Genomic DNA, 19,930 nt, shown 5'->3' on the forward strand with positions numbered 1-19,930 from the left:
AAAAACAACAAAATACATGTAAAAAGAGGAACGGCTATGTCTAGATTGTAGAAAATCGTTAAATCGCAAAGTAAAAAAGCCGTTTGAGAAGGCCTAAGACCTTTTCCTCAAACGGCTTTCCATGGAATAATTTTTTAGAATTCAATGATTTAGAAACTCAAGTTATAGTTTTCACAAAATCAAGTATATCCGTGACGTGCCCAGGCACTTTCACTCCCCGCCATTCTTTCACCAATATGCCAGCGCCGTCAATCACAAACGTACTTCTGTCGATACCGCGCACTTTTTTGCCGTACATATTTTTGATTTTCATCACATTAAACATCGTGCATAAAATCTCGTCCGGATCTGAAATTAAGTCGAACGGCATGTCTAGTTTAGCTTTAAAACCCTCATGCGAACGGATACTGTCGCGGCTGATTCCAAATATAAATGTGTTGCTTTCTTGAAATTTAGAATAAAGATCACGGAACTGAATACTTTCCGTTGTGCAGCCCGGGGTATTATCTTTTGGATAAAAATACAGAACCAGGTTTTTTCCAAGAAAATTGGACAATATGAATGTTTGGTTGCCAGTCATCGGCGCGGAAAATTCGGGAACAGTCATGTTAATGATGGATGCTTGATCTGTCACTTTTTGTCCTCTTCTCTGAATGAAATATATAAAATAATTACCAGCTCAGAGAGATTGCAGTTAATTGCATCAAACGCTGGCTTGCATGATCATGTCGCCAGAACGGCCTGGCAATTCTGCCCAGTGCATCGGCAAAGTAGGCATGGACTGATCTTTTATCTTCAGATAATAGTCTTCCATGGAAACCAACTCATAACCTTGCGCCCGCCATCCTTGCAGCAACTGTTCAAATATTGGGGCGAGTTTTTGTCCTTCAAGTTCCGCGTGCAATGTAAATACATGATCTCGTGGCTCGGCCGTTAATTTCAGCAAGTGTGCCGCAATATTTACAACGTTCAACTCAACACCATTGATCGTGCGTCCCAGTAGTTCGTCTAACGTCGGCAGGGTGGTTGGAAGCTGCACGCAAGGTAACGTTACGCCGCTTACACTTAAGCGATGTGGCCCAGCCAATTGGTCAGTTAATGCGCCAGATTCGGTTAGCATAGCCCGGCCATCGGATGAGTAAGCTATGTTAAAAACTTCAAGCTGTTCGAAAGCATAGGGATTCATTTGCCAACCGGCAGCGCCATGTGTTTTGGGAGCAAAGCCAAAAATATTTTTGAAGCGATCAAATGACCGTTGCATCGTACTTTGAGTCCATGCCGCGCCCCTGTGGCGCACGTGATCTTGCCAGACACGATGATCCCAGGTATGGATGCCACACTCAAAACCTGCCGCGTGTACGGCCTGCATGTAACTCGCGCAGGTTTTCCCGATATCTGGTGCTGGCAATAAAACGCCGTACATCAGTGTTTTGAGGCCGTAATGCTCAACGACTGAGGTACGCGACACTTTTTTGAAAAAACCCGGTCTGAATACCTGTTTTAATGCCCAACCGGTATGGTCTGGACCAAGCGAAAACAAGAACGTTGCATTGGCTTGATATTTGGTGAGCAGACGCACCAGGTTAGGTATTCCCTCGCGCGTGCCGCGATAGGTGTCAGCGTCGATTTTTAGGGTAAGGAGAGCCAAGGTTGGTGTAATACCTGAAGGTGGTGTTGACCCGCGTAGCGCGGTTGAAGGAGAGCTGTTTTTTTGTGACTATGAGTTAGTCAGCAGCAGCAATAATGAAACGAATTTAATCTTTGGTGACTTGTTAATAGGCGCAAGGAAACAGATTACGCCTATTAACACGTTAGTTTAATCCATCAAGGCACGCGCCTCTGCGACCTGACCGCGATAAGCATCAAAAATATTGCGCAAAGTATCCGCCATATTGGTCGTCGGCTTCCAGTTCAACTCATCGCAAGTGTTTGTGATTTTTGGCACACGGTTTTGCACGTCCTGATAGCCTTTTCCGTAGTATTCAGCGGAAGTCGTTTCGATCAGTTTAACGTCCTTGGCAGAGTCTGCGTATTCAGGGTACTCGGCAGCCAATTTCAACATCATGTCCGCAAGATCACGGATGGAATAGTTGTTAATCGGGTTGCCAATATTGTAGATTTTGCCGCTAGCAATACCATCTTTATTAGCGATGATTTTAATCAATGCATCGATACCATCGTCGATATACGTGAACGCGCGTTTTTGCTCGCCACCGTCGACCAGAGAAATATTTTCGCCACGAACGATGTGACCAAAGAATTGCGTTACTACACGGGAGCTACCTTCTTTTGGCGTATGGATAGAATCCAGGCCAGCGCCAATCCAGTTGAATGGACGGAACAAGGTGAAGTTCAGGCCATCTTCCATGCCATAACCCCAGATCACGCGATCCATTAATTGCTTGGCGCAAGAATAAATCCACCGTGGTTTGTTGATCGGGCCGCAAATTAATTCAGATGCTTCTGGATCGAACTCTTCGTCATGGCACATGCCATAAACTTCAGAAGTCGAAGGAAATACCAAATGTTTACCGTATTTTGCTGCTGATCGCACGATCGGTAGATTTGCTTCAAAATCTAGTTCGAAGACACGCAATGGTTTTTTGACGTACGTTGACGGTGTCGCGATGGCGACCAAAGGTAGAATGACGTCACATTTTTTGACGTGATATTCGACCCACTCCTTGTTGATGGTGATGTCGCCTTCAAAGAAGTGCATGCGCGATTTGTATTCTTCGTTTTCCAGCAGATCAGTAATACGGTCGGTCATCATGTCCATACCGTATACGTGCCAGTCGGTGGTGTCCAAAATACGCTTGGATAGATGGTGGCCGATGAAGCCGTTAACGCCGAGAATAAGAACTTTTTTCATATTGATATCGTTTAATAGGTTGTTGTTCTAATTGGTACAGTGCGTCACCGCCAAAATCTTAAACGCTGCTATTTTTTATAAGCACGATAGTTTGAGACTTCGCTTCGATAAATAGTCGAAGGGCGGGCGACATTGCCAGATTGTTTTGTTGTAAATCTACTAAAGCATCGTTTGTAGCGCTTGCGCTGTCACGGCCTTCCCATTCGCTGACAAACTTTTGATTAACAGCGCGCGACCATCGCCGCACACCCCAAAAATGCAATTATCCACCACCGCCAGGCCGATAGGCAAATTTGTCATCGGGATTTTAGAAAGACGGGCATTTTCTATCACAAAAGTAACATCGTCCAAGACAGTCCATGCGCCGGGATAGGGCGGCGCTACTGCACGATACAGGTTGTACACTGATTGTGCTGTTTGTTGCCAGTCTATCTTGCCGTCAGCTGGCTTTCTACCGCCGAAATAGCTTCCCTGCGATAGATTGTTCGGGATTGCCGGTATTGCGCCCGCTAACATCGCTGGTAGGGCATTCCATAGCGTCTGCTCAGCCGCTACGACTACTTTGCCGAATACCTCGTGAGCGGTATCGTCAGGCAAAATAGGGACTGATGTTTGTGCAACGATAACACCGGCATCAGGTTTGAGCGCCATTTTATGCAACGTCGCGCCGGTTTCGGTTTCACCGTGTAACACTGCCCAATTGATCGGTACGCGTCCCCGATATTTTGGCAACAATGAACCGTGCATGTTGAAAGCGCCATGTGTGGCGAGCGCTAACAATTTAACGGACAACATGTGACGGTAATAAAAACTGAAAATAAAATCAGGTTTTAAAACGGAAATTTGTGCAAATAGCTCTGGGTCGCTCGGATCTGCGGGTGTAACGACCGGAATACCCTGTTCTTGACATAAGGCTGAAACCGAGTCGAACCAGATAGTTTCTTGCGGATTGTCCTCGTGGCTGACGACTAACGCTACATCAACGCCACGCGCCAAAAGCACCTTCAGACAACGTACGCCGACGTTATGGTAAGCAAAGACAACCGCTTTCATGATGCGCCCATATCCTCAGGACTGGTTCGCTCCAGCACCGCTTGAATGACATATCGCGGACGTGCACGCACTTGCTGATAAATCCTACCGACGTATTCACCTACTAAACCGATGCCAAACAAAATCATCCCCATCAGGAAAAAGTTGATTGCGAACAACGTGAAAAGTCCCTGAACCTCTGCGCCCAACACGAAGCGCCGTATTAGCAACAAAATGAACAACGCGGCAGATCCAAAAGCCAGCACTATACCAACGAGTGAAAATAACTGTAACGGAATCAGGGAGAAGCCCGTTATCAAATCGAAATTCAACCGAATGAGACTATACAGTGAATACTTAGATTCACCAGCCGAGCGCTCTTCATGTTCAACAGTGATTTCGGTCTGTTTGCGGGCAAATGTGTATGCCAGTGCAGGGACGAAAGTATTGACTTCTTTGCATTGATTTATCAAATCAACAACGTTGCGTCCGTATGCGCGCAGCATGTTGCCCTGATCTGTCATTTTGATATGTGTGATTTTTTCGCGTATTCGGTTCATTACCTTGGAGGCAATGGTGCGCCATATCGAGTCCTGGCGCTGTCGGCGTATCGATCCGACATAATCATATCCTTCACGCATCTTGGCAACCAGATGGCGAATCTCTTCTGGTGGATTTTGAAGATCAGCATCCAATGTGATGATAATCTCACCCCGACTACTTTCAAAGCCCGCGAGAATCGCCATATGTTGGCCAAAATTGCCATTAAACAACACTACCCGAGTAACATCCGGACGTAACCGGAACTGCTCGGCCAAAACCGCGGCTGACGTATCGCGGCTGCCGTCATTGACGAAAACAATTTCATAAGATGTGCCGAGTGCGTCGAGCGCCGGATAAAGGCGCGCGAATAACTGGGCGAGGCCGGATTCCTCGTTATAAACCGGGATGACAACGCTGATTTCTGGTTTCATGAATCTTTTGCAAATTTATTTAAGCACAGATTTTACCGCGTCCACAGCGCGTTCGACATCACTGCTTTTCATCGCATTGAACATTGGCAGCGTCACGATGAGCCGACCGACCCGTTCTGAGACTGGAAACATGCCTTCTTTGAAGCCACGCTCACGGTACATGGTAAACAAATGTATCGGGGCGTAGTGATAGCCAACGCCCACACCAAGTGCTTGCATTTGCTCCATGAAAGTCGCGCGCGCTGGCTTACCGTCTGACCGTTCTGGCAATATCAGCTGGAACAGATGCCAGTTACTGTTTTCGAAATCGGCAATCGGCAACTCAGCGCCGTATTTTTCGGTAAAGTCGTTTCCGAAACAATCAAAATAGTGTTTTGCTAACTGGCACCGATGCGCTGTAATGGCGTCAATATGCGCAAACTGTCCAAGGCCGATCGCGGCGGCGATATCAGTCATGTTAAATTTCCCGCCCAAGACGTCAACATCAATGCCATCAAAACCCTGGCGGGTTACACCTTGCAATCGATATTTTTCGGCTAGCGAGGCTTCTTCGGCGTTATTTAATACTAAACAACCGCCTTCGGAAGACGTGATATTTTTATTGGCTTGGAAGCTAAAAGAAACAAAATCGCCAAATGAGCCTATGCGCTGCCCCTTCCAGGATGAGCCGAGTGCTTGCGCGGCATCTTCTACTACGCGCAGATTATATTTTTTAGCAATCGCATACAGGCGATCCATGTCGATTGGCAAGCCAGCCAAATAAACAGGAATAATTGCCTTGGTGCGAGGTGTAATGACGGCTTCCAGCTTGTCCAGATCGATATTATGGGTAAGTGGATCGATATCAGCAAATACCGGTGTTGCACCAGTTTCAATAATGACATTGGCGGTGGCAACCCAAGAAATCGGTGTTGTAATGACCTCGTCTCCGGGGCCAATGCCAGCGATCCGTAATGCAATTTCCATCGTGCAGGTACCGGAGTTGAAGGTCCGCACCGGACGACCACCAAAATAGGTAGATAACTGACTTTCAAAAGCCTGTACTTTAGGCCCGCTTGTGATCCAGCCAGAACGCAACACATCGCTCACTGCGGCGATGGTGTCTTCGTCGATGGTTGGCTTGGAGAATGGGAGAAATGGTTGTTGGCTCATAGCGATGTGGATCACAATATTTTAAGTAAATAAATTCCAATTGATGGAAATAAATTCAAATGTTAAAAATAGCGGGTTAAGTATAACGCGACTATAGCTCGGACTTGGCTGGAGAAAGCTTCGGCGAGTTCTGCACTCCAAAGCCTGCTACCGCCTATATTTAACTGCGCGTGAGTAACACAACACCGACAATAATGACGCCAATCCCCATTATTCGTTGCGCCGAAATGACTTCACCCAAAAAGTACCACGCGCCAATCGCGCTGACGATGTAACCCAACGAAAGCATTGGGTAAGCGATGGTTACGTCGACGCGGGAAAGTCCGATGATCCAGACACCAACTGAAATAACATAGCAGGTCAAACCACCGAGGATCGGCAATTGCGTGATCAGTTTAATGCCGGTTGGAAACCAGTTTTCGCTCGTCAAGTGAATGGCGCCGACTGCATTGGTTCCTGCTTTAAGGAGTAATTGTGCCAATGCATTGAGCAATACACCAGTCAAAATAAAGCCGAAGGTCGTAATATTCATGGGCCCTATTCCTTTTGGGACGAAATTGATGTGGGTGATGTGGCATCGGCATCTGACATGGACGACGATGGTTCAGGCGAAGCCGGATTTCCTCCCATTTTAGGAACATTAGCTGGATTCGATTTTTCACTAGGTTTAAGCATTGCATTAGTTACTACTACACGCCTTGGATCTTGCGCAATGACACGCATTGGGATGCCACTTTTTTGCAACTCGACATAATTTTCGGGGCGCATGATCGCAACATCTTTCTTGCCAGCCGCGTGGTCTGCAGTCCACTTCACCGCAAACGCATCGACTGTCGGAATCCATAATTGCGGCTCTTGCGTGAGACCGAACTCGAGTTCATCCATATGCTGCACCATAATCATGGTGCGACGTAGATAAAATGGCAATGACTGCTCATATTTCCCTACAACATAAATGGGGGTTTCTGGCGTCAACTCGGCCTCAATCGCAGGAACCATGTCGATACCAGCTGAGTAACGACCTTGCGGATCATGTCCATACATTAGGAGCTGTCCACCCACAAAACCGCTGGCAGCCAAAGCCACAATTGCCCATTCTTTTTGACGACGTGAAAGGAGCAAGGCGGCGACAGCGCCAATGCAAGCAATGACCGATGCCGCAAATACCCATGGAACATGAGCCGCCATGAGTGGTGCGGAGAATGCATCTTTTGCCAGAGAAGGTATTTTCCAGGCGAGCGCTACACCGACCAAGCCAGGAATAAGTAAGACTAATGCCGAGGCATTGATTGCCTTGTTTGAGGCTCTATCCAGATGGCAAGCAATGAGTAAAGCTAACGACGGAAAAATCGGCAAGATGTAAGACGGCAGCTTCGAGTCAGAAATACTGAAAAAGACGAAAATGAACAGTGTCCAAATTAATAACATCTTTTTCGGCTGGAAGCCGGATGCTGCGTTGCGTTCGTGTGCACCGTTCCATAAACTCTGGAAAAGGACGCCTAACCATGGAATAATGCCCAACAGCAAAATTGGTACAAAGTAATAGGGTGGTCCATAACGATGATGAATCTTGCTGGTGAACCGCTGGAACTGCTCATGGATGAAGAAAAATTGCGGAAACTCGGGATTTTTGAGCGTAATTAGAACAAACCAAGGGGTGGCGATCACAAAAAACAGGATCAGTCCTTTTAACAGATGCAAGCGTTTCCAGATCGCCCAATCGCGTGAAAACACGGTGTAGAGCACAAGAACAGCACCAGGTATAAGTATGCCAATAAGTCCCTTCGACAGCACAGACAAGGCCATGCCCGCCCAACACACCAGCATCCAGTTGCGTTGTTGTGCAGCAGTGGCGTCAGTACGCTGTGCCAACAGTAAGCCAGACAGCGAAAGTGTCATCATCGCAGCGAGGCCCATATCAAGCGTATTGATATGACCCAACCCAGCCCACAGAAAGCTGGAGCCAAGCACCAAGGCGGCAAAAAATCCAATCCGTTCCGAAAATACTTTACGGCCGGTGTATGCCACCAGCACAACTCCTAGCAAACCACATAAACCAGTCCACAAACGTGCCTGCCATTCACCCAGGCCAAACACTTGAAAGGTCAATGCGTTCATCCAGGTTTGTAGAGGTGGCTTTTCAAAATACTTGATACCATTTAATCGCAATGTGATCCAGTCGCCCGTGGCCACCATCTCGCGCGCCATTTCAGCGTAGCGACCTTCATCGCTCGGGACTAACGTCCTTGCACCTAACATGTAGCACCAAATGATGCAAAACAGGAGAAACAACACCCATACGAAGGTTTTGGATTTATGCAGTTCACGCATCTTTGGCGAGTTCCTTGGTTGGTGGTGTCGGAACGACTAGTTCGAAAATTAATGCTAAGGCGACCTTGCGGCCCTCAGCCATCAAAATGTTGTATGTTCGGCATGCCGCCTGATTATCCATACACTCCACGCCGATACGACGTGCAGTCAGTACGGTGGTCAATTTGGGATGGATGAAGCGCTGCCGTTTGCCTGTACCTAGTATTACCACGTCGGGATTGGTACTGCCGATATGTGCGAAGTGTTCGGGGTCTAGTCGATCAAAGCTCCGAACAGGCCAGGCGACTGGCGGTAATTCAGGCAAAACGAGAAGGCTGTAATTAAAACGCACCATGTTGATGTCGACACCGTCGTCATCGTAAGCGGTTACGGTTTGATATTGTTGTGTAGTAGTGTGATGAAGCTTCATAGTCTGATTCTCCGCGTGATTGACTGCTATTAGACCGTCTACAGTCCGCCAATTCCCGTAAAAAGGAAAATAAAGTGCTGCATTGTAGCGTTTTCCATGGGGAACGACGTGGTATTACATGATAATTTGATTGATAAAGCGCTTCGCTTTCGGCAAAATGGGTAGTTCTGTCCTATTTTTTTACGTCAGTGAGATGCGCTAGTACCCTGGATAGTTAATGTAATTCCTAAATGTAGCCATTTAGTGCAACCATTAATGCAGCAACCCAGTGACACGCATTAGCGGATGTGATTGTCATCAACTAACAAGGAATGCGCTGTGCGGACGATTAAAAAATCAAAAAAACTGGACGACGTTTGCTACGATATCCGTGGGCCTGTGCTGGAAAAAGCACGGCAAATGGAAGAAGAAGGCCACAAAATTATTAAGTTAAACATTGGCAATCTGGCCGTGTTTGGCTTTGAACCGCCTGATGAAATCGTTCAGGATATGATCCGCAACATGGGTAATGCCGCCGGTTATACGGATTCTAAGGGTATGTTTGCGCCACGTAAATCGGTGATGCATTACACCCAACAAAAGAAAATCCAGGGCGTCACGATTGAGGATATCTATCTTGGCAACGGTGCTTCGGAACTGATTGTGATGAGTATGAATGCGCTACTCAATACCGGCGACGAAGTGTTGGTACCATCGCCCGACTATCCGTTATGGACTGCTGCAGTGAGTCTGTCGGGGGGGATTCCACGCCATTATATTTGCGATGAAAAAGCGGATTGGTTCCCTGATATTGCTGATATAAGAAGTAAAATCAACGCCAACACGCGTGCGATTGTTGTCATCAATCCGAATAATCCTACCGGTGCTTTGTATCCGGATACGTTGCTGCAAGAAATAGTTGATCTGGCGCGTGAGCATCAGCTGATCATCTTTGCAGATGAAATATACGACAAAGTGTTATACGACGGGCACACCCACACCTCGCTTGCGTCGCTTGCCGATGATGTGCTGTTTATTACCTTTAACGGCTTATCAAAAAATTACCGTTCATGCGGATATCGGGCTGGCTGGATGGTTGTGTCGGGCGAAAAAAGACATGCAAAAAGTTATATCGAAGGCTTGAACATGCTGGCGTCAATGCGTTTGTGCGCCAACGCACCAGGTCAATATGCGATTCAAACCGCGTTAGGTGGTTACCAGAGTATCAATGACCTGGTGAGTCCCACCGGTCGTCTGACCCGTCAGCGTGATATGGCGTATAAGTTGCTGACTGATATTCCTGGGGTGACATGCGTTAAGCCAAAAGCGGCGCTGTATATGTTTCCGCGCCTCGATCCACATATGTACCCGATTGCTGATGATCAGGATTTTGCTTATCAGTTGCTGGCCGAGGAACGGGTCTTAGTCGTGCAGGGAACTGGCTTTAATTGCCCGACGCAAGATCATTTTCGCGTGGTATTTTTGCCAAATACGGACGATTTGGCAGTGTCGGTTGGGCGAATTGCGCACTTTCTCGAAGGGTATCGCAAGCGGCACGGTACTGCGTAAAGTGCTCTCAATAAGAAGTACATCAAACATCGAATACAGCTAACACCTTAAATTTATTAATCGATGAACTTCATGTTGTTGTTCATCCCGTCGAATTGGCCTAAGTGCCATTTCGCTAGTAGCATTTTTTACAGATAGTAGAGACTATGAAATCCATCAAAGTAGGTTTGCTTGGCATCGGCACGGTCGGGTCCGGTACGTTCAATGTATTGAAACGCAATCAGCAGGAAATCGCAGCACGCGCTGGTCGCGGTATTGAAATTACGATGGTGGCCGATCTCAATACTGAGCGCGCAAAACAATTGACCAATGGCGAAGTGGAAGTGGTGAACGACGCCAACCTGGTCATCAATAACCCAGATATTGACATCGTCATTGAGCTGATCGGCGGCTACGGCATCGCGAAAGATCTGGTCCTGAAAGCGATTGCGAATGGCAAACATGTAGTAACAGCAAACAAAGCGTTAATTGCGATTCATGGAAACGAAATTTTCAAAGCAGCACAGGAAAAAGGCGTCATCGTGGCATTTGAGGCCGCTGTTGCTGGCGGCATTCCTATCATAAAAGCGTTACGCGAAGGTCTGACGGCTAATCGCATCGAATGGATCGCTGGGATCATCAACGGTACTACGAACTTCATTTTGTCCGAAATGCGGGATAAAGGGCTTGATTTCGAAGTTGTCCTGAAGGAAGCGCAACGCTTGGGCTACGCCGAAGCGGATCCGACTTTTGATATTGAAGGCGTAGACGCGGCGCATAAGCTAACGATCATGGCGGCAATTGCGTTTGGTATTCCTGTGCAATTTAATAAGGCCCATGTTGAAGGCATAACAAAGTTGCAGGCGACGGATATTCGCTACGCTGAACAACTTGGTTACCGTATTAAGTTACTCGGTATTACCAAACGGACGGCGGCAGGTATTGAGTTGCGCGTGCATCCAACTTTGGTACCGGCAAGTCGTTTGATTGCAAACGTCGAGGGTGCGATGAATGCGGTGCTGGTCCGTGGCGATGCGGTTGGTGAAACGCTCTATTACGGCAAGGGTGCCGGTTCCGAGCCTACCGCTTCAGCAGTCATTGCCGATTTGGTCGATATCACCCGATTAGCGACAGCTGACCCTGAGCATCGGGTACCACATCTGGCCTTCCAGCCAGACGCGATGACTGATATTGAGATTTTGCCGATGGCCGAAATCACCACTAGTTACTATTTGCGCATGCGTGTTACGGACCAACCGGGCGTCATTGCCGATGTGACGCGCATCCTTGCCGATTCGTTGATTTCTATCAGCGCGATGTTACAAAAAGAGCCAGCCGAAGGGGAAACCTGTACCGATATCATTATGCTGACACATCAAACGCAAGAGAAAAACGTAGAAGCGGCTATTGCCAAAATCGAAGCACTGGAGACAGTCGTTGGTACGGTCACCAAGATTCGCCTGGAAGAGTTGACTTAAGCAGAGTGTTATTTAAAGATGCCCTTCAATATAGCGCTTGATTAATTTTTTGCGCAGAAAATACGACATTACCAAGGTCAGCAAAGGTTGTATTGCTGTTTAGTGAATGCAAATAATAAACGCCACTCAGACGGATATTTTTTTGCTTAATTGAAAAGCATTGCATAGGGTGCTGGCCTTTTTCGTTATTTGAATTAACGAACACGCAATCAGTATTTTGCTCACTTGGTCGTAATGTCGGATGTTGAATAACGAGGCAAGTAGAACTTTTATAGCGCCTAACGTTGTGGCGCAGCATGATTGGGATCGTACCGTATGCATAAATTATTGACCGTTTTAGTATGTCTTTTGCCGCTGACTGCCTTTGCTGAAGCGCAAGACCCTTGTCTCACTCAGCGCAATACCATTGAGATAAATGCATGTGGACAGAAGCAGTTTGAGCAAAGCGATCGCTCCCTCAACCAAGTTTATCAATCGTTGTTAAAAAAATTCTCAGACAAAGATACGCCTGATAGTCAGAATTCAGTCATTAAGCAGTATCTGGTTAATGCGCAACGTGCCTGGGTAACATTCAGGGAAAATGATTGCAAGGCAATTTATACCTACAACGAAGGCGGAACAATCCGAACCATTGCTTACTTGGGTTGCATGACCCAACATGCGGCTCAGCGAACTAAAGATTTAAAGGAATTTAGCTCAAGCGACCAGTGATCTGGTCCGGTGCTTATGTGTCGGCGATGTAGTTGGTAGCCCTAAAAAATAACGCATATAAAAAGCGACCGGCGTGAGCGGGCCGCTGTTTGCATTTTTTGAGTCACACGACGTTAAGCATGTTTTATTCCAAATTCTGTACTTGTTCCCGCATTTGGTCGATTAATAGTTTAAGTTCCATTGACGCGTCGGCGAGTTCTTTGATCGCCGCTTTTGAACCAACCGTGTTAGCCTCGCGATTCAGTTCTTGCATCATAAAATCAAGCCGTTTCCCGACAGGACCGCCTTTTTTCAAAATGTGGCGGGTTTCAGTTAAATGCGCACCTAGTCGAGACAGTTCTTCTGCAATATCAATCCGAATCCCATATAGTGTTACTTCCTGTCTAATCCTATCCATTGCTTCATCACGCGACAGCCCAGACGCTGGGCCGGCTGCGGTAGAATCCGGCTGAGCCAAACCTAAGGCTTCTTGCATACGGGCAATGGCCTTTTGCTGAAATTGGGCGATCACTTGTGGCACCAATGGAGTGATTCTTTGGACAATGATTTCCATCGCATCAATACGTGCAATGATGGTCGCAGTCAGTGCAGAACCTTCGCGCACGCGTGACTCAGCAAAGGCGTCGAGCGTCGTCGCCATCGTAGTCTGAACGTCTGCTTGAAGCATATCCTGACTAATGACAGTCTCTTCGATCACGCCAGGCCAGCGCAATAATTCACCAACTGTTAGCGGGCTCGCCTCACCAAACTGTTTCTGCACGGTATTTTGTAATTCGGCTAACGCTGCCAAGAGCATCGTATTTAACGTTTGGCTGCTGTCATTACCTGCTTTGCGTCCAAAACTTAGTCGGCACTCGACTTTGCCACGACTGATGCGCGCCATAATTGCCTCACGCAACGCAGGTTCCAACGCCCTCAGATCGTCATTAATTCGGAATTGCAAATCTAAAAAACGTGAATTCACGCTTTTCAGCTCTATAGTAATGGTGCCGGCAGCGCTTTGATAGGTATTGACGGCATAGCCGGTCATGCTGGAAATAGTCAAAATAAAGTCCTCTTTGATTCTTGTTTACAAATTTATGAATTATCAAGACAATCTCAGTCACGCAGCAGATTATGGGATCAAAATCACCGACAACTGATAGGACTACGATCGTATGGCAGCACAAAACAATGCTCCACTGCCTGATGGGCTTAAGCTCGCTGGATATCGCATTGTAAAGAAGATTGCTTCGGGCGGGTTCAGTATTGTCTACCTGGCCTATGACGATGAAGGCAATGCCGTCGCTATAAAGGAATATTTGCCGAGTTCGCTGGCATTACGTCAATGGGGGGAGTTGTCACCGGCGATTCCTCCCGAAAATTTGCCTATTTTTCGCATCGGCCTTAAATGTTTTTTTGAAGAAGGGCGCTCGCTCGCCCATATTTCCCATCCGAACGTTGTTAGTGTACTGAATTTCTTTCGCGCTAATGACACAGTCTATATGGTCATGGCATATGAGTCAGGACGCTCGCTACAAGAGCATATTTTGCGACGTCGGGACAAGGGTGAAAAACCGCTGGTTTCTGAAAAATTTATACGTAAGATGTTTCATCAAGTCATGAATGGGTTGCGCGAAGTTCATACGCACAAGCTGTTACATCTGGATATCAAACCGGCGAATATTTATTTACGCGCTGACGGGACGCCGATTTTGCTGGATTTTGGTGCCGCCCGACAAACGTTGCGCACTGATTCTCCCAAACTATATCCTATGTACACGCCTGGTTTTGCACCTGCAGAGTTGTATGAAAAAAATGGTGAGTTAGGGCCGTGGACCGATATTTATAGTATTGGCGCCTCTATATTTGCGTGTATGACAGGTGCGCCACCGCAACCGGTCGATCAGCGCAAGCTTAATGACAAAATGCAGGAGCATTTTCGTAAGTTGGAAGGGTTCTATACCCCTGAATTAATTCAGGTAGTCCGTTGGAGCCTGATGATTGATCCTTTAGAGCGCCCCCAAAGTGTATTTGCATTGCAGCGAGCGTTAATGACACCTGTACATAAAGAAGAATTGCGAATTATGGATAAAGTGTCGCGCAAGGTACGGAGCTTGTTTTTTTCACACTTACAGTTTCGTCGCCGATTGCCAATTCCTGCGGAAACCATTCAGGAAAATACCCGATGTTAGTGCTCTTAAGTGATAATTTATCTCAAGCCCATCGCAACGCGATCCGTATTGTAGGCAAAAGCAGCGATGGTGTGGGAAAGCACGTGTAACATTGAAAACCAATCGACCTCAAGCGTTATTCACACCTTGCCAATGAAGGCCTTCACGGCGACAATTCAAGCCTCTCGACATACCGCCTGTTAAATAGGTGAAACGTTTAAAGATGAGGAAAGCGAAAAAGCGATAGAAGAAATTCGGTACGTTATAGAAAAATCAACGACCGCGACGACTCCTTTCATGGCATCACCGATTATTAAGGAATAACAATGCTGTCTGCTTCACATAAATTCACCCGTCCAAGTGGCCGTTCCGCCGACGCTTTGCGTCCTGTGCGCCTGACCCGCAATTACACCAAGCATGCCGAAGGCTCAGTATTGATTGAGTTTGGCGACACCAAAGTCATTTGTACCGCAAGCCTTTCGGACAAAGTCCCCGGTTTCCTAAAAGGCAAAGGGCAAGGCTGGCTGACAGCAGAGTACGGCATGCTGCCACGCTCCACCAACACGCGTATGGATCGTGAAGCCGCGCGTGGTAAGCAATCTGGCCGCACGCAAGAAATACAACGATTAATAGGGCGCTCCTTGCGCGCGGCCTTTGATCTGGAAGCCTTTGGCGAGCGAACGTTGCATCTTGATTGCGATGTCATCCAGGCCGATGGCGGTACCCGCACGGCGGCTATTACCGGCGCGATGGTTGCTGCTTACGACGCATTTTCTACGCTAGTCGATAGCAAGGCGATCGCCGCTATACCGCTGAAGCATTTTGTGGCTGCGATTTCAGTTGGTGTCGTTCAGGGTTCGCCTGTACTGGATTTGGATTATCTTGAAGATTCCGGCTGCGATACGGACATGAATGTGGTGATGACCGATGCCGGCCATTTTATTGAAGTGCAGGGCACTGCAGAAGGTGTGGCATTTGATCGTTCGACGCTAAATAGTTTGCTGGATCTGGCACAAACCGGTATCGGTCAATTGATAGCGATGCAGCGTGAAGTACTGGGCTTATCAGCATAGTCCGTTGATCGGCAGGCATCAAAGCAGTATCGAAGCGCGTGACACAAGGCCAGGTAAATAAAATCGGCCCCCTTTTTGCCTGCCGTTTAACGCGGTTTTGGTCGCTGCTTGTTACAAATGCTGCGCCCTGTCTATAGCCATGATTCTGCCTGTTTACCCTCCTTCTACCAGCGATGCTAGAGTATTGTCTTTATACGTTTTGTTTTGAGTTACCTATCTATGTTACGCACTCTGGTTTTAGCATCAAATAACGCTGGCAAATTAAAAGAATTTGGTCAATTGCTCTCCCGCGTTGGATTCGACGTGCATCCACAGGGCGAATTTAACGTTCCTGAAGCGGATGAACCATACCTGACATTTGTTGAAAATGCATTGACTAAAGCACGTCATGCCGCCCGACTGACGGGGCAGCCCGCTTTGGCTGACGATTCCGGCGTATGCGTTAATGCGCTGCAAGGTGCACCCGGCGTATTGTCAGCGCGCTATGCTGGCGAACCCAAATCCGATGCGGAAAACAATCGCAAACTAGTAACAGATCTTGTCCAGCATCAAGACAAATCGGCTTATTATTATTGTGTGCTGGTATTTGTGCGTCACGCTAACGATCCACAGCCAGTCATTGCAGATGGCAGCTGGCACGGAGAAATCATCGCGGAACCACGCGGCGATGGTGGATTTGGTTACGATGCGCATTTTCTGTTGCCTGATTTAGGAAAAACTGCCGCTGAGCTGACTTCGAGTGAAAAAAATGCTCTGTCACATCGCGGTCAGGCGTTACGCGCACTAGTTGAAAAATTGCGATGATTCCTATTAAGCTTATTGGCAGCACGCCAACCAAAACAAAAGTGGCCTCGGCAGAAAGTTCGGTTGAAACTTTGGACGGCGCAGCGCAAGCAGCGCTCGCTTATTTAAAGCCAGGACATTTACATCTGAGCGCATTACCGCCGCTATCACTATATGTACATTTTCCGTGGTGTGTCAAAAAGTGCCCGTATTGCGACTTCAATTCGCACGAGGCAAAGGGCGGTTTTCCAGAAGAAGAATATCTCACCGCGTTGCGGGCTGATCTCGAAAATGCGTTACCGCTTATTTGGGGTCGCAAGATATACTCAATTTTCATCGGTGGAGGAACGCCCAGTTTGATGTCTGCAGCGGGACTCGATCGCTTAATGTCGGATATTCGTGCACTACTACCGCTGGATGGCGCTGCCGAAATAACGATGGAGGCTAATCCGGGTACTTTCGAAGTCGAGAAGTTCAAGTCCTATCGCGCTAGTGGAATAAATCGGCTGTCGATTGGAATTCAAAGTTTCAATGGCCGCCACCTCCAAGCATTAGGGCGGATTCACGATGATGGCGAAGCGCGTCGCGCTGTCGAGATCGCGCAACAGACATTTGATAACTTTAATCTGGATCTGATGTATGCGTTGCCCGGCCAGACGCAGGAAGAAGCACACCATGACGTCACGACAGCTATCGGTTTCGCCCCCCCGCATCTATCGATGTACCACTTGACGCTGGAGCCGAATACTTATTTCGCCAAATATCCCCCGCTAGTGCCTGATGATGATGCCAGCGCCGAAATGCAAGATATGATCACCGCGTTAACGGCCGAAGCGGGTTATGGACATTATGAAGTATCGGCTTACGCTCAGCCCGGTCGACAAGCGCGACACAATTTGAATTATTGGCAGTTTGGGGACTATCTGGGTATTGGTGCCGGTGCGCACTCAAAAATATCCTTTCCCCATCGCGTGATTCGACAAGTCCGCTACAAGCAACCCAAAGCCTATTTGGAACAAACCAGACTTGGCAACGTAGTGCAAGAAGAGGTTGAGATTGAAAGAGGCGAGTTAGGATTTGAATTCATGCTAAACGCATTGCGGCTAAATGGCGGTTTCGAGGTCAATCTATTTGCCGAACGAACCGGCATGTCTCTGAGTACGATCGAAAAATCTCTAAATGACGCGGAAGCAAAAGGTTTACTTTATCGAGATCATAAATTGATTAAACCTACAGCGCTTGGGGAACGCTTTTTGAATGATTTACAGCAGATGTTTTTGGTAGATTAATTAGAATTAAGCCCGCTAATGACATTTAAAACAAAAAAATTCAAACATTGTCTAAAATTTAGCATCCAGCTATCGTCATTTCAGCGCGACTTATGTATAATTCGTCTCTCTGGAAGTGTGGCCGAGTGGTTGAAGGCACTAGTCTTGAAAACTAGCGACGGTTTATCCCGTTCGTGAGTTCGAATCTCACCGCTTCCGCCAGTTTTACCAAAAAGCCCCTATGACGGTAATGCCGTTCAGTTAAGACTGGACGGCATTTTTATTTATGGCTTGTATACGCTCGCTGCAGCTGTTATCCTGTGCGGCGATGCTCGATGACACTCTCCATTTCCTGGCAAACCACCTTGAAGCGCCTGACTGGCGTCGTTTGGGAGAGCATTTGCCTGTGGAATGGATTGAACAGGCCGTGCTGCGCACCGAGGCCACGAGCATCCGCCATCGGCGCTTGCCTGCCGAGCAAGTAGTGTGGCTGATGGTGGCCTTGGCACTCTATCGTCACAAATCCATCAGTGAAGTACTTGATGATCTCGGCTTGGCGGTGCCAGACTCACAGACCCCTTTTGTCAGCAAGAGCGCAGTGGCGCAGGCACGCCAGCGTCTTGGATCAGATCCTTTGAAATGGCTGTTTGATCATTCGGTACAACATTGGAGCAAGCAGGATCGTGGCACCTATTTATTCAAAGGGCTAGTGTTGTTTGCCATGGATGGCACCACATTGCGCACCCATGACATTGTTGAGGATCGGGAGCACTTCGGGGCACAAAATTATGCCAGTGGTGCCATCGCGAGCTATCCTCAGGTACGTGGGGTGACGCTGACCGCGTTGTCCACGCATATTGTTCACAGTGCTGCATTTGGCCCTTACGGTACCAATGAAATGCTGTATGCCAAACAGCTCATCGACGGTGTGCCCAACGATTCGCTCACTGTCTTTGATCGGGGGTTTCTGTCAGCCGAAATTCTGTGCGCGCTGACCCGTGGCGGCAGCGAACGTCACTTCATCATTCCCGCTAAATCGAATACCCGCTGGGAAATCATTGAGGGCGATGACGAGGAGGATGACTTCACAGTGCGTATGCGCGTATCTCCGCAAGCGCGTGCCAAGTGCGCTGAGTTGCCGCAGTTCTGGGAGGCGCGTGCCATTGCCATTGTCGATCACCAAGGGCGCAAACGTATTCTATTGACTTCGCTACGCGACCAACGCCGCTACAAACCTCTCGATATTGCGAACTGCTACGCGCGTCGCTGGGGTATCGAAACAAGTTACCGTGAACTCAATCAGACAATGTTGGGAACCACGCTCACCCTGCGCTCAAAAACCGTGGACGGGGTATATCAGGAAATCTGGGGCACCCTGATCGCCTACAACCTGATCCGCCTGGAGATTGCCAAGGCAGCTTTAGTTGTCAAATGCGAACCCACGGAAGTAAGCTTCATCCGCGCCTTCCATTTGATCCAGTTCGAGCTTCACTGGACTGCCGTCACCAGATCCTATGGCAAGTTGCCTGCTTCAATGAAACATCTGCGTGAAAGGCTGGTTAGCCTTCTCAAGGACGAACGGCCCGATCGAAAATTCGATCGGGCCGTTAAGGCAAAACCAAAGCGCTATGCCACTCGCGTTCTAAGAAAGCCTGCTTAAGTGAACGGCATTAGGGCCTCAACGGCTCTATTTATTAACCCGGATTGGTACACTTTTAACGCGCCATTTGGTACATCTTTACTCCGGCATTGACAGCCTTGATGGAAAGCTTGCATTTGCCAAAGCCGAAGCTACTGGATATTACCGTTCCGGCTAATCAGAATCTGGGCTTGCCGCACGATGCGTGAATGATCCATTTGCATGGAGCTAATATAAAGACTGGTGAAGTTCATCAAGCAACTCAAGTAAGCCAAATTTCTTGAGTCCTTTGCAAATATGGCGCGGCGTTTGCTTGAGTTTGGGCATGAGGTTAAATTGACGGTTCTGTCGCATTGTTGAGCGCGAGGCGGATTTTTCCGTGCCGGGTATGCCTCCCGATCACAGTCGACGGATTTGTCCCGCCAGCGCATAAAACTGGTCGGCGAACGACATGGCAGTGGCGCCATCGAGCGCGAACTGACCCTTGCGGATCATGTGCATGAGCTCGATGCCGGCAAGTACAGAACC

General features: G+C 48.0%; 18 protein-coding genes, 1 tRNA gene and 1 pseudogene. 9 read left to right on the forward strand and 11 right to left on the reverse strand.

Annotated features, from left to right (window positions below; all coding sequences use genetic code 11):
• Positions 1-157: 157 nt before the first annotated feature.
• From RGU75_RS18320 to RGU75_RS18360, 9 genes are all read right to left on the reverse strand, one after another.
• On the reverse strand, positions 158-634 hold the full coding sequence (locus RGU75_RS18320; RefSeq protein WP_322238419.1) for a peroxiredoxin: 477 nt from the start codon (positions 632-634) through the stop codon (positions 158-160).
• Positions 635-703: 69 nt separating this feature from the next.
• Complete coding sequence (locus RGU75_RS18325) at positions 704-1,648, reverse strand: polysaccharide deacetylase family protein (RefSeq protein WP_322238421.1); 945 nt, start codon at positions 1,646-1,648, stop codon at positions 704-706.
• Between the two features lie 168 nt (positions 1,649-1,816).
• Entirely contained in the window at positions 1,817-2,872 is a 1,056-nt protein-coding gene (locus RGU75_RS18330; protein ID WP_322238423.1) for a bifunctional UDP-4-keto-pentose/UDP-xylose synthase, read from the reverse strand.
• 159 nt (positions 2,873-3,031) lie between these two features.
• A complete protein-coding gene (locus RGU75_RS18335; RefSeq protein WP_322238425.1) occupies positions 3,032-3,925 on the reverse strand; it encodes a formyltransferase in 894 nt (297 codons plus the stop codon).
• On the reverse strand, positions 3,922-4,878 hold the full coding sequence (locus tag RGU75_RS18340) for a glycosyltransferase (protein WP_322238427.1): 957 nt from the start codon (positions 4,876-4,878) through the stop codon (positions 3,922-3,924). Before RGU75_RS18340 ends, RGU75_RS18335 begins: the two co-directional genes overlap by 4 nt.
• A 15-nt stretch (positions 4,879-4,893) precedes the next feature.
• Positions 4,894-6,030, reverse strand: coding sequence for a DegT/DnrJ/EryC1/StrS aminotransferase family protein (locus tag RGU75_RS18345; protein WP_322238429.1), 1,137 nt, complete (start codon positions 6,028-6,030; stop codon positions 4,894-4,896).
• 160 nt (positions 6,031-6,190) lie between these two features.
• The gene (locus tag RGU75_RS18350; RefSeq protein WP_322238431.1) at positions 6,191-6,562 is read right to left on the reverse strand and encodes an EamA family transporter; all 372 of its coding nucleotides are present in this window, start codon (positions 6,560-6,562) and stop codon (positions 6,191-6,193) included.
• Positions 6,563-6,567: 5 nt separating this feature from the next.
• On the reverse strand, positions 6,568-8,361 hold the full coding sequence (locus RGU75_RS18355) for a glycosyltransferase family 39 protein (protein ID WP_322238433.1): 1,794 nt from the start codon (positions 8,359-8,361) through the stop codon (positions 6,568-6,570).
• The gene (locus RGU75_RS18360) at positions 8,354-8,770 is read right to left on the reverse strand and encodes an Mth938-like domain-containing protein (RefSeq protein WP_322238436.1); all 417 of its coding nucleotides are present in this window, start codon (positions 8,768-8,770) and stop codon (positions 8,354-8,356) included. Before RGU75_RS18360 ends, RGU75_RS18355 begins: the two co-directional genes overlap by 8 nt.
• Before the next feature lie 318 nt (positions 8,771-9,088).
• Here RGU75_RS18360 and RGU75_RS18365 point away from each other — a divergent pair, with 318 nt between their 5' ends.
• The 3 genes from RGU75_RS18365 to RGU75_RS18375 all read left to right on the forward strand — a co-directional run bounded on the left by RGU75_RS18365 (position 9,089) and on the right by RGU75_RS18375 (position 12,486).
• Entirely contained in the window at positions 9,089-10,318 is a 1,230-nt protein-coding gene (locus tag RGU75_RS18365; RefSeq protein WP_322238438.1) for a pyridoxal phosphate-dependent aminotransferase, read from the forward strand.
• Between the two features lie 146 nt (positions 10,319-10,464).
• On the forward strand, positions 10,465-11,775 hold the full coding sequence (locus RGU75_RS18370; RefSeq protein ID WP_322238440.1) for a homoserine dehydrogenase: 1,311 nt from the start codon (positions 10,465-10,467) through the stop codon (positions 11,773-11,775).
• Between the two features lie 315 nt (positions 11,776-12,090).
• Positions 12,091-12,486, forward strand: coding sequence for a lysozyme inhibitor LprI family protein (locus tag RGU75_RS18375; RefSeq protein ID WP_322238442.1), 396 nt, complete (start codon positions 12,091-12,093; stop codon positions 12,484-12,486).
• 124 nt (positions 12,487-12,610) lie between these two features.
• Here RGU75_RS18375 and RGU75_RS18380 read toward each other — a convergent pair whose 3' ends face one another.
• Positions 12,611-13,516, reverse strand: a complete 906-nt coding sequence (locus tag RGU75_RS18380; RefSeq protein WP_322240653.1) for a YicC/YloC family endoribonuclease — start codon at positions 13,514-13,516, stop codon at positions 12,611-12,613.
• Between the two features lie 127 nt (positions 13,517-13,643).
• Here RGU75_RS18380 and RGU75_RS18385 point away from each other — a divergent pair, with 127 nt between their 5' ends.
• The 6 genes from RGU75_RS18385 (at position 13,644) to RGU75_RS18410 (ending at position 19,423) form a co-directional block, all read left to right on the forward strand.
• On the forward strand, positions 13,644-14,660 hold the full coding sequence (locus tag RGU75_RS18385; RefSeq protein WP_322238443.1) for a serine/threonine-protein kinase: 1,017 nt from the start codon (positions 13,644-13,646) through the stop codon (positions 14,658-14,660).
• Positions 14,661-14,965: 305 nt separating this feature from the next.
• On the forward strand, positions 14,966-15,712 hold the full coding sequence (gene rph / locus RGU75_RS18390; protein ID WP_322238445.1) for a ribonuclease PH: 747 nt from the start codon (positions 14,966-14,968) through the stop codon (positions 15,710-15,712).
• A 219-nt stretch (positions 15,713-15,931) separates the two neighbouring features.
• On the forward strand, positions 15,932-16,516 hold the full coding sequence (rdgB, locus tag RGU75_RS18395) for an RdgB/HAM1 family non-canonical purine NTP pyrophosphatase (RefSeq protein WP_322238447.1): 585 nt from the start codon (positions 15,932-15,934) through the stop codon (positions 16,514-16,516).
• On the forward strand, positions 16,513-17,784 hold the full coding sequence (gene hemW, locus RGU75_RS18400; RefSeq protein WP_322238449.1) for a radical SAM family heme chaperone HemW: 1,272 nt from the start codon (positions 16,513-16,515) through the stop codon (positions 17,782-17,784). Before rdgB ends, hemW begins: the two co-directional genes overlap by 4 nt.
• Before the next feature lie 111 nt (positions 17,785-17,895).
• Positions 17,896-17,985: transfer RNA gene (locus RGU75_RS18405), tRNA-Ser, on the forward strand.
• A gap of 106 nt (positions 17,986-18,091) precedes the next feature.
• Entirely contained in the window at positions 18,092-19,423 is a 1,332-nt protein-coding gene (locus tag RGU75_RS18410; protein ID WP_322240655.1) for an IS4 family transposase, read from the forward strand.
• 378 nt (positions 19,424-19,801) lie between these two features.
• Here the strand turns inward: RGU75_RS18410 and RGU75_RS18415 are convergent.
• Positions 19,802-19,924, reverse strand: a pseudogene (locus tag RGU75_RS18415) (IS6 family transposase); the annotation flags it as partial.
• Positions 19,925-19,930 lie beyond the last annotated feature (6 nt).

The organism is Glaciimonas sp. CA11.2 (genome assembly GCF_034314045.1).
GTDB lineage: Bacteria > Pseudomonadota > Gammaproteobacteria > Burkholderiales > Burkholderiaceae_D > Glaciimonas.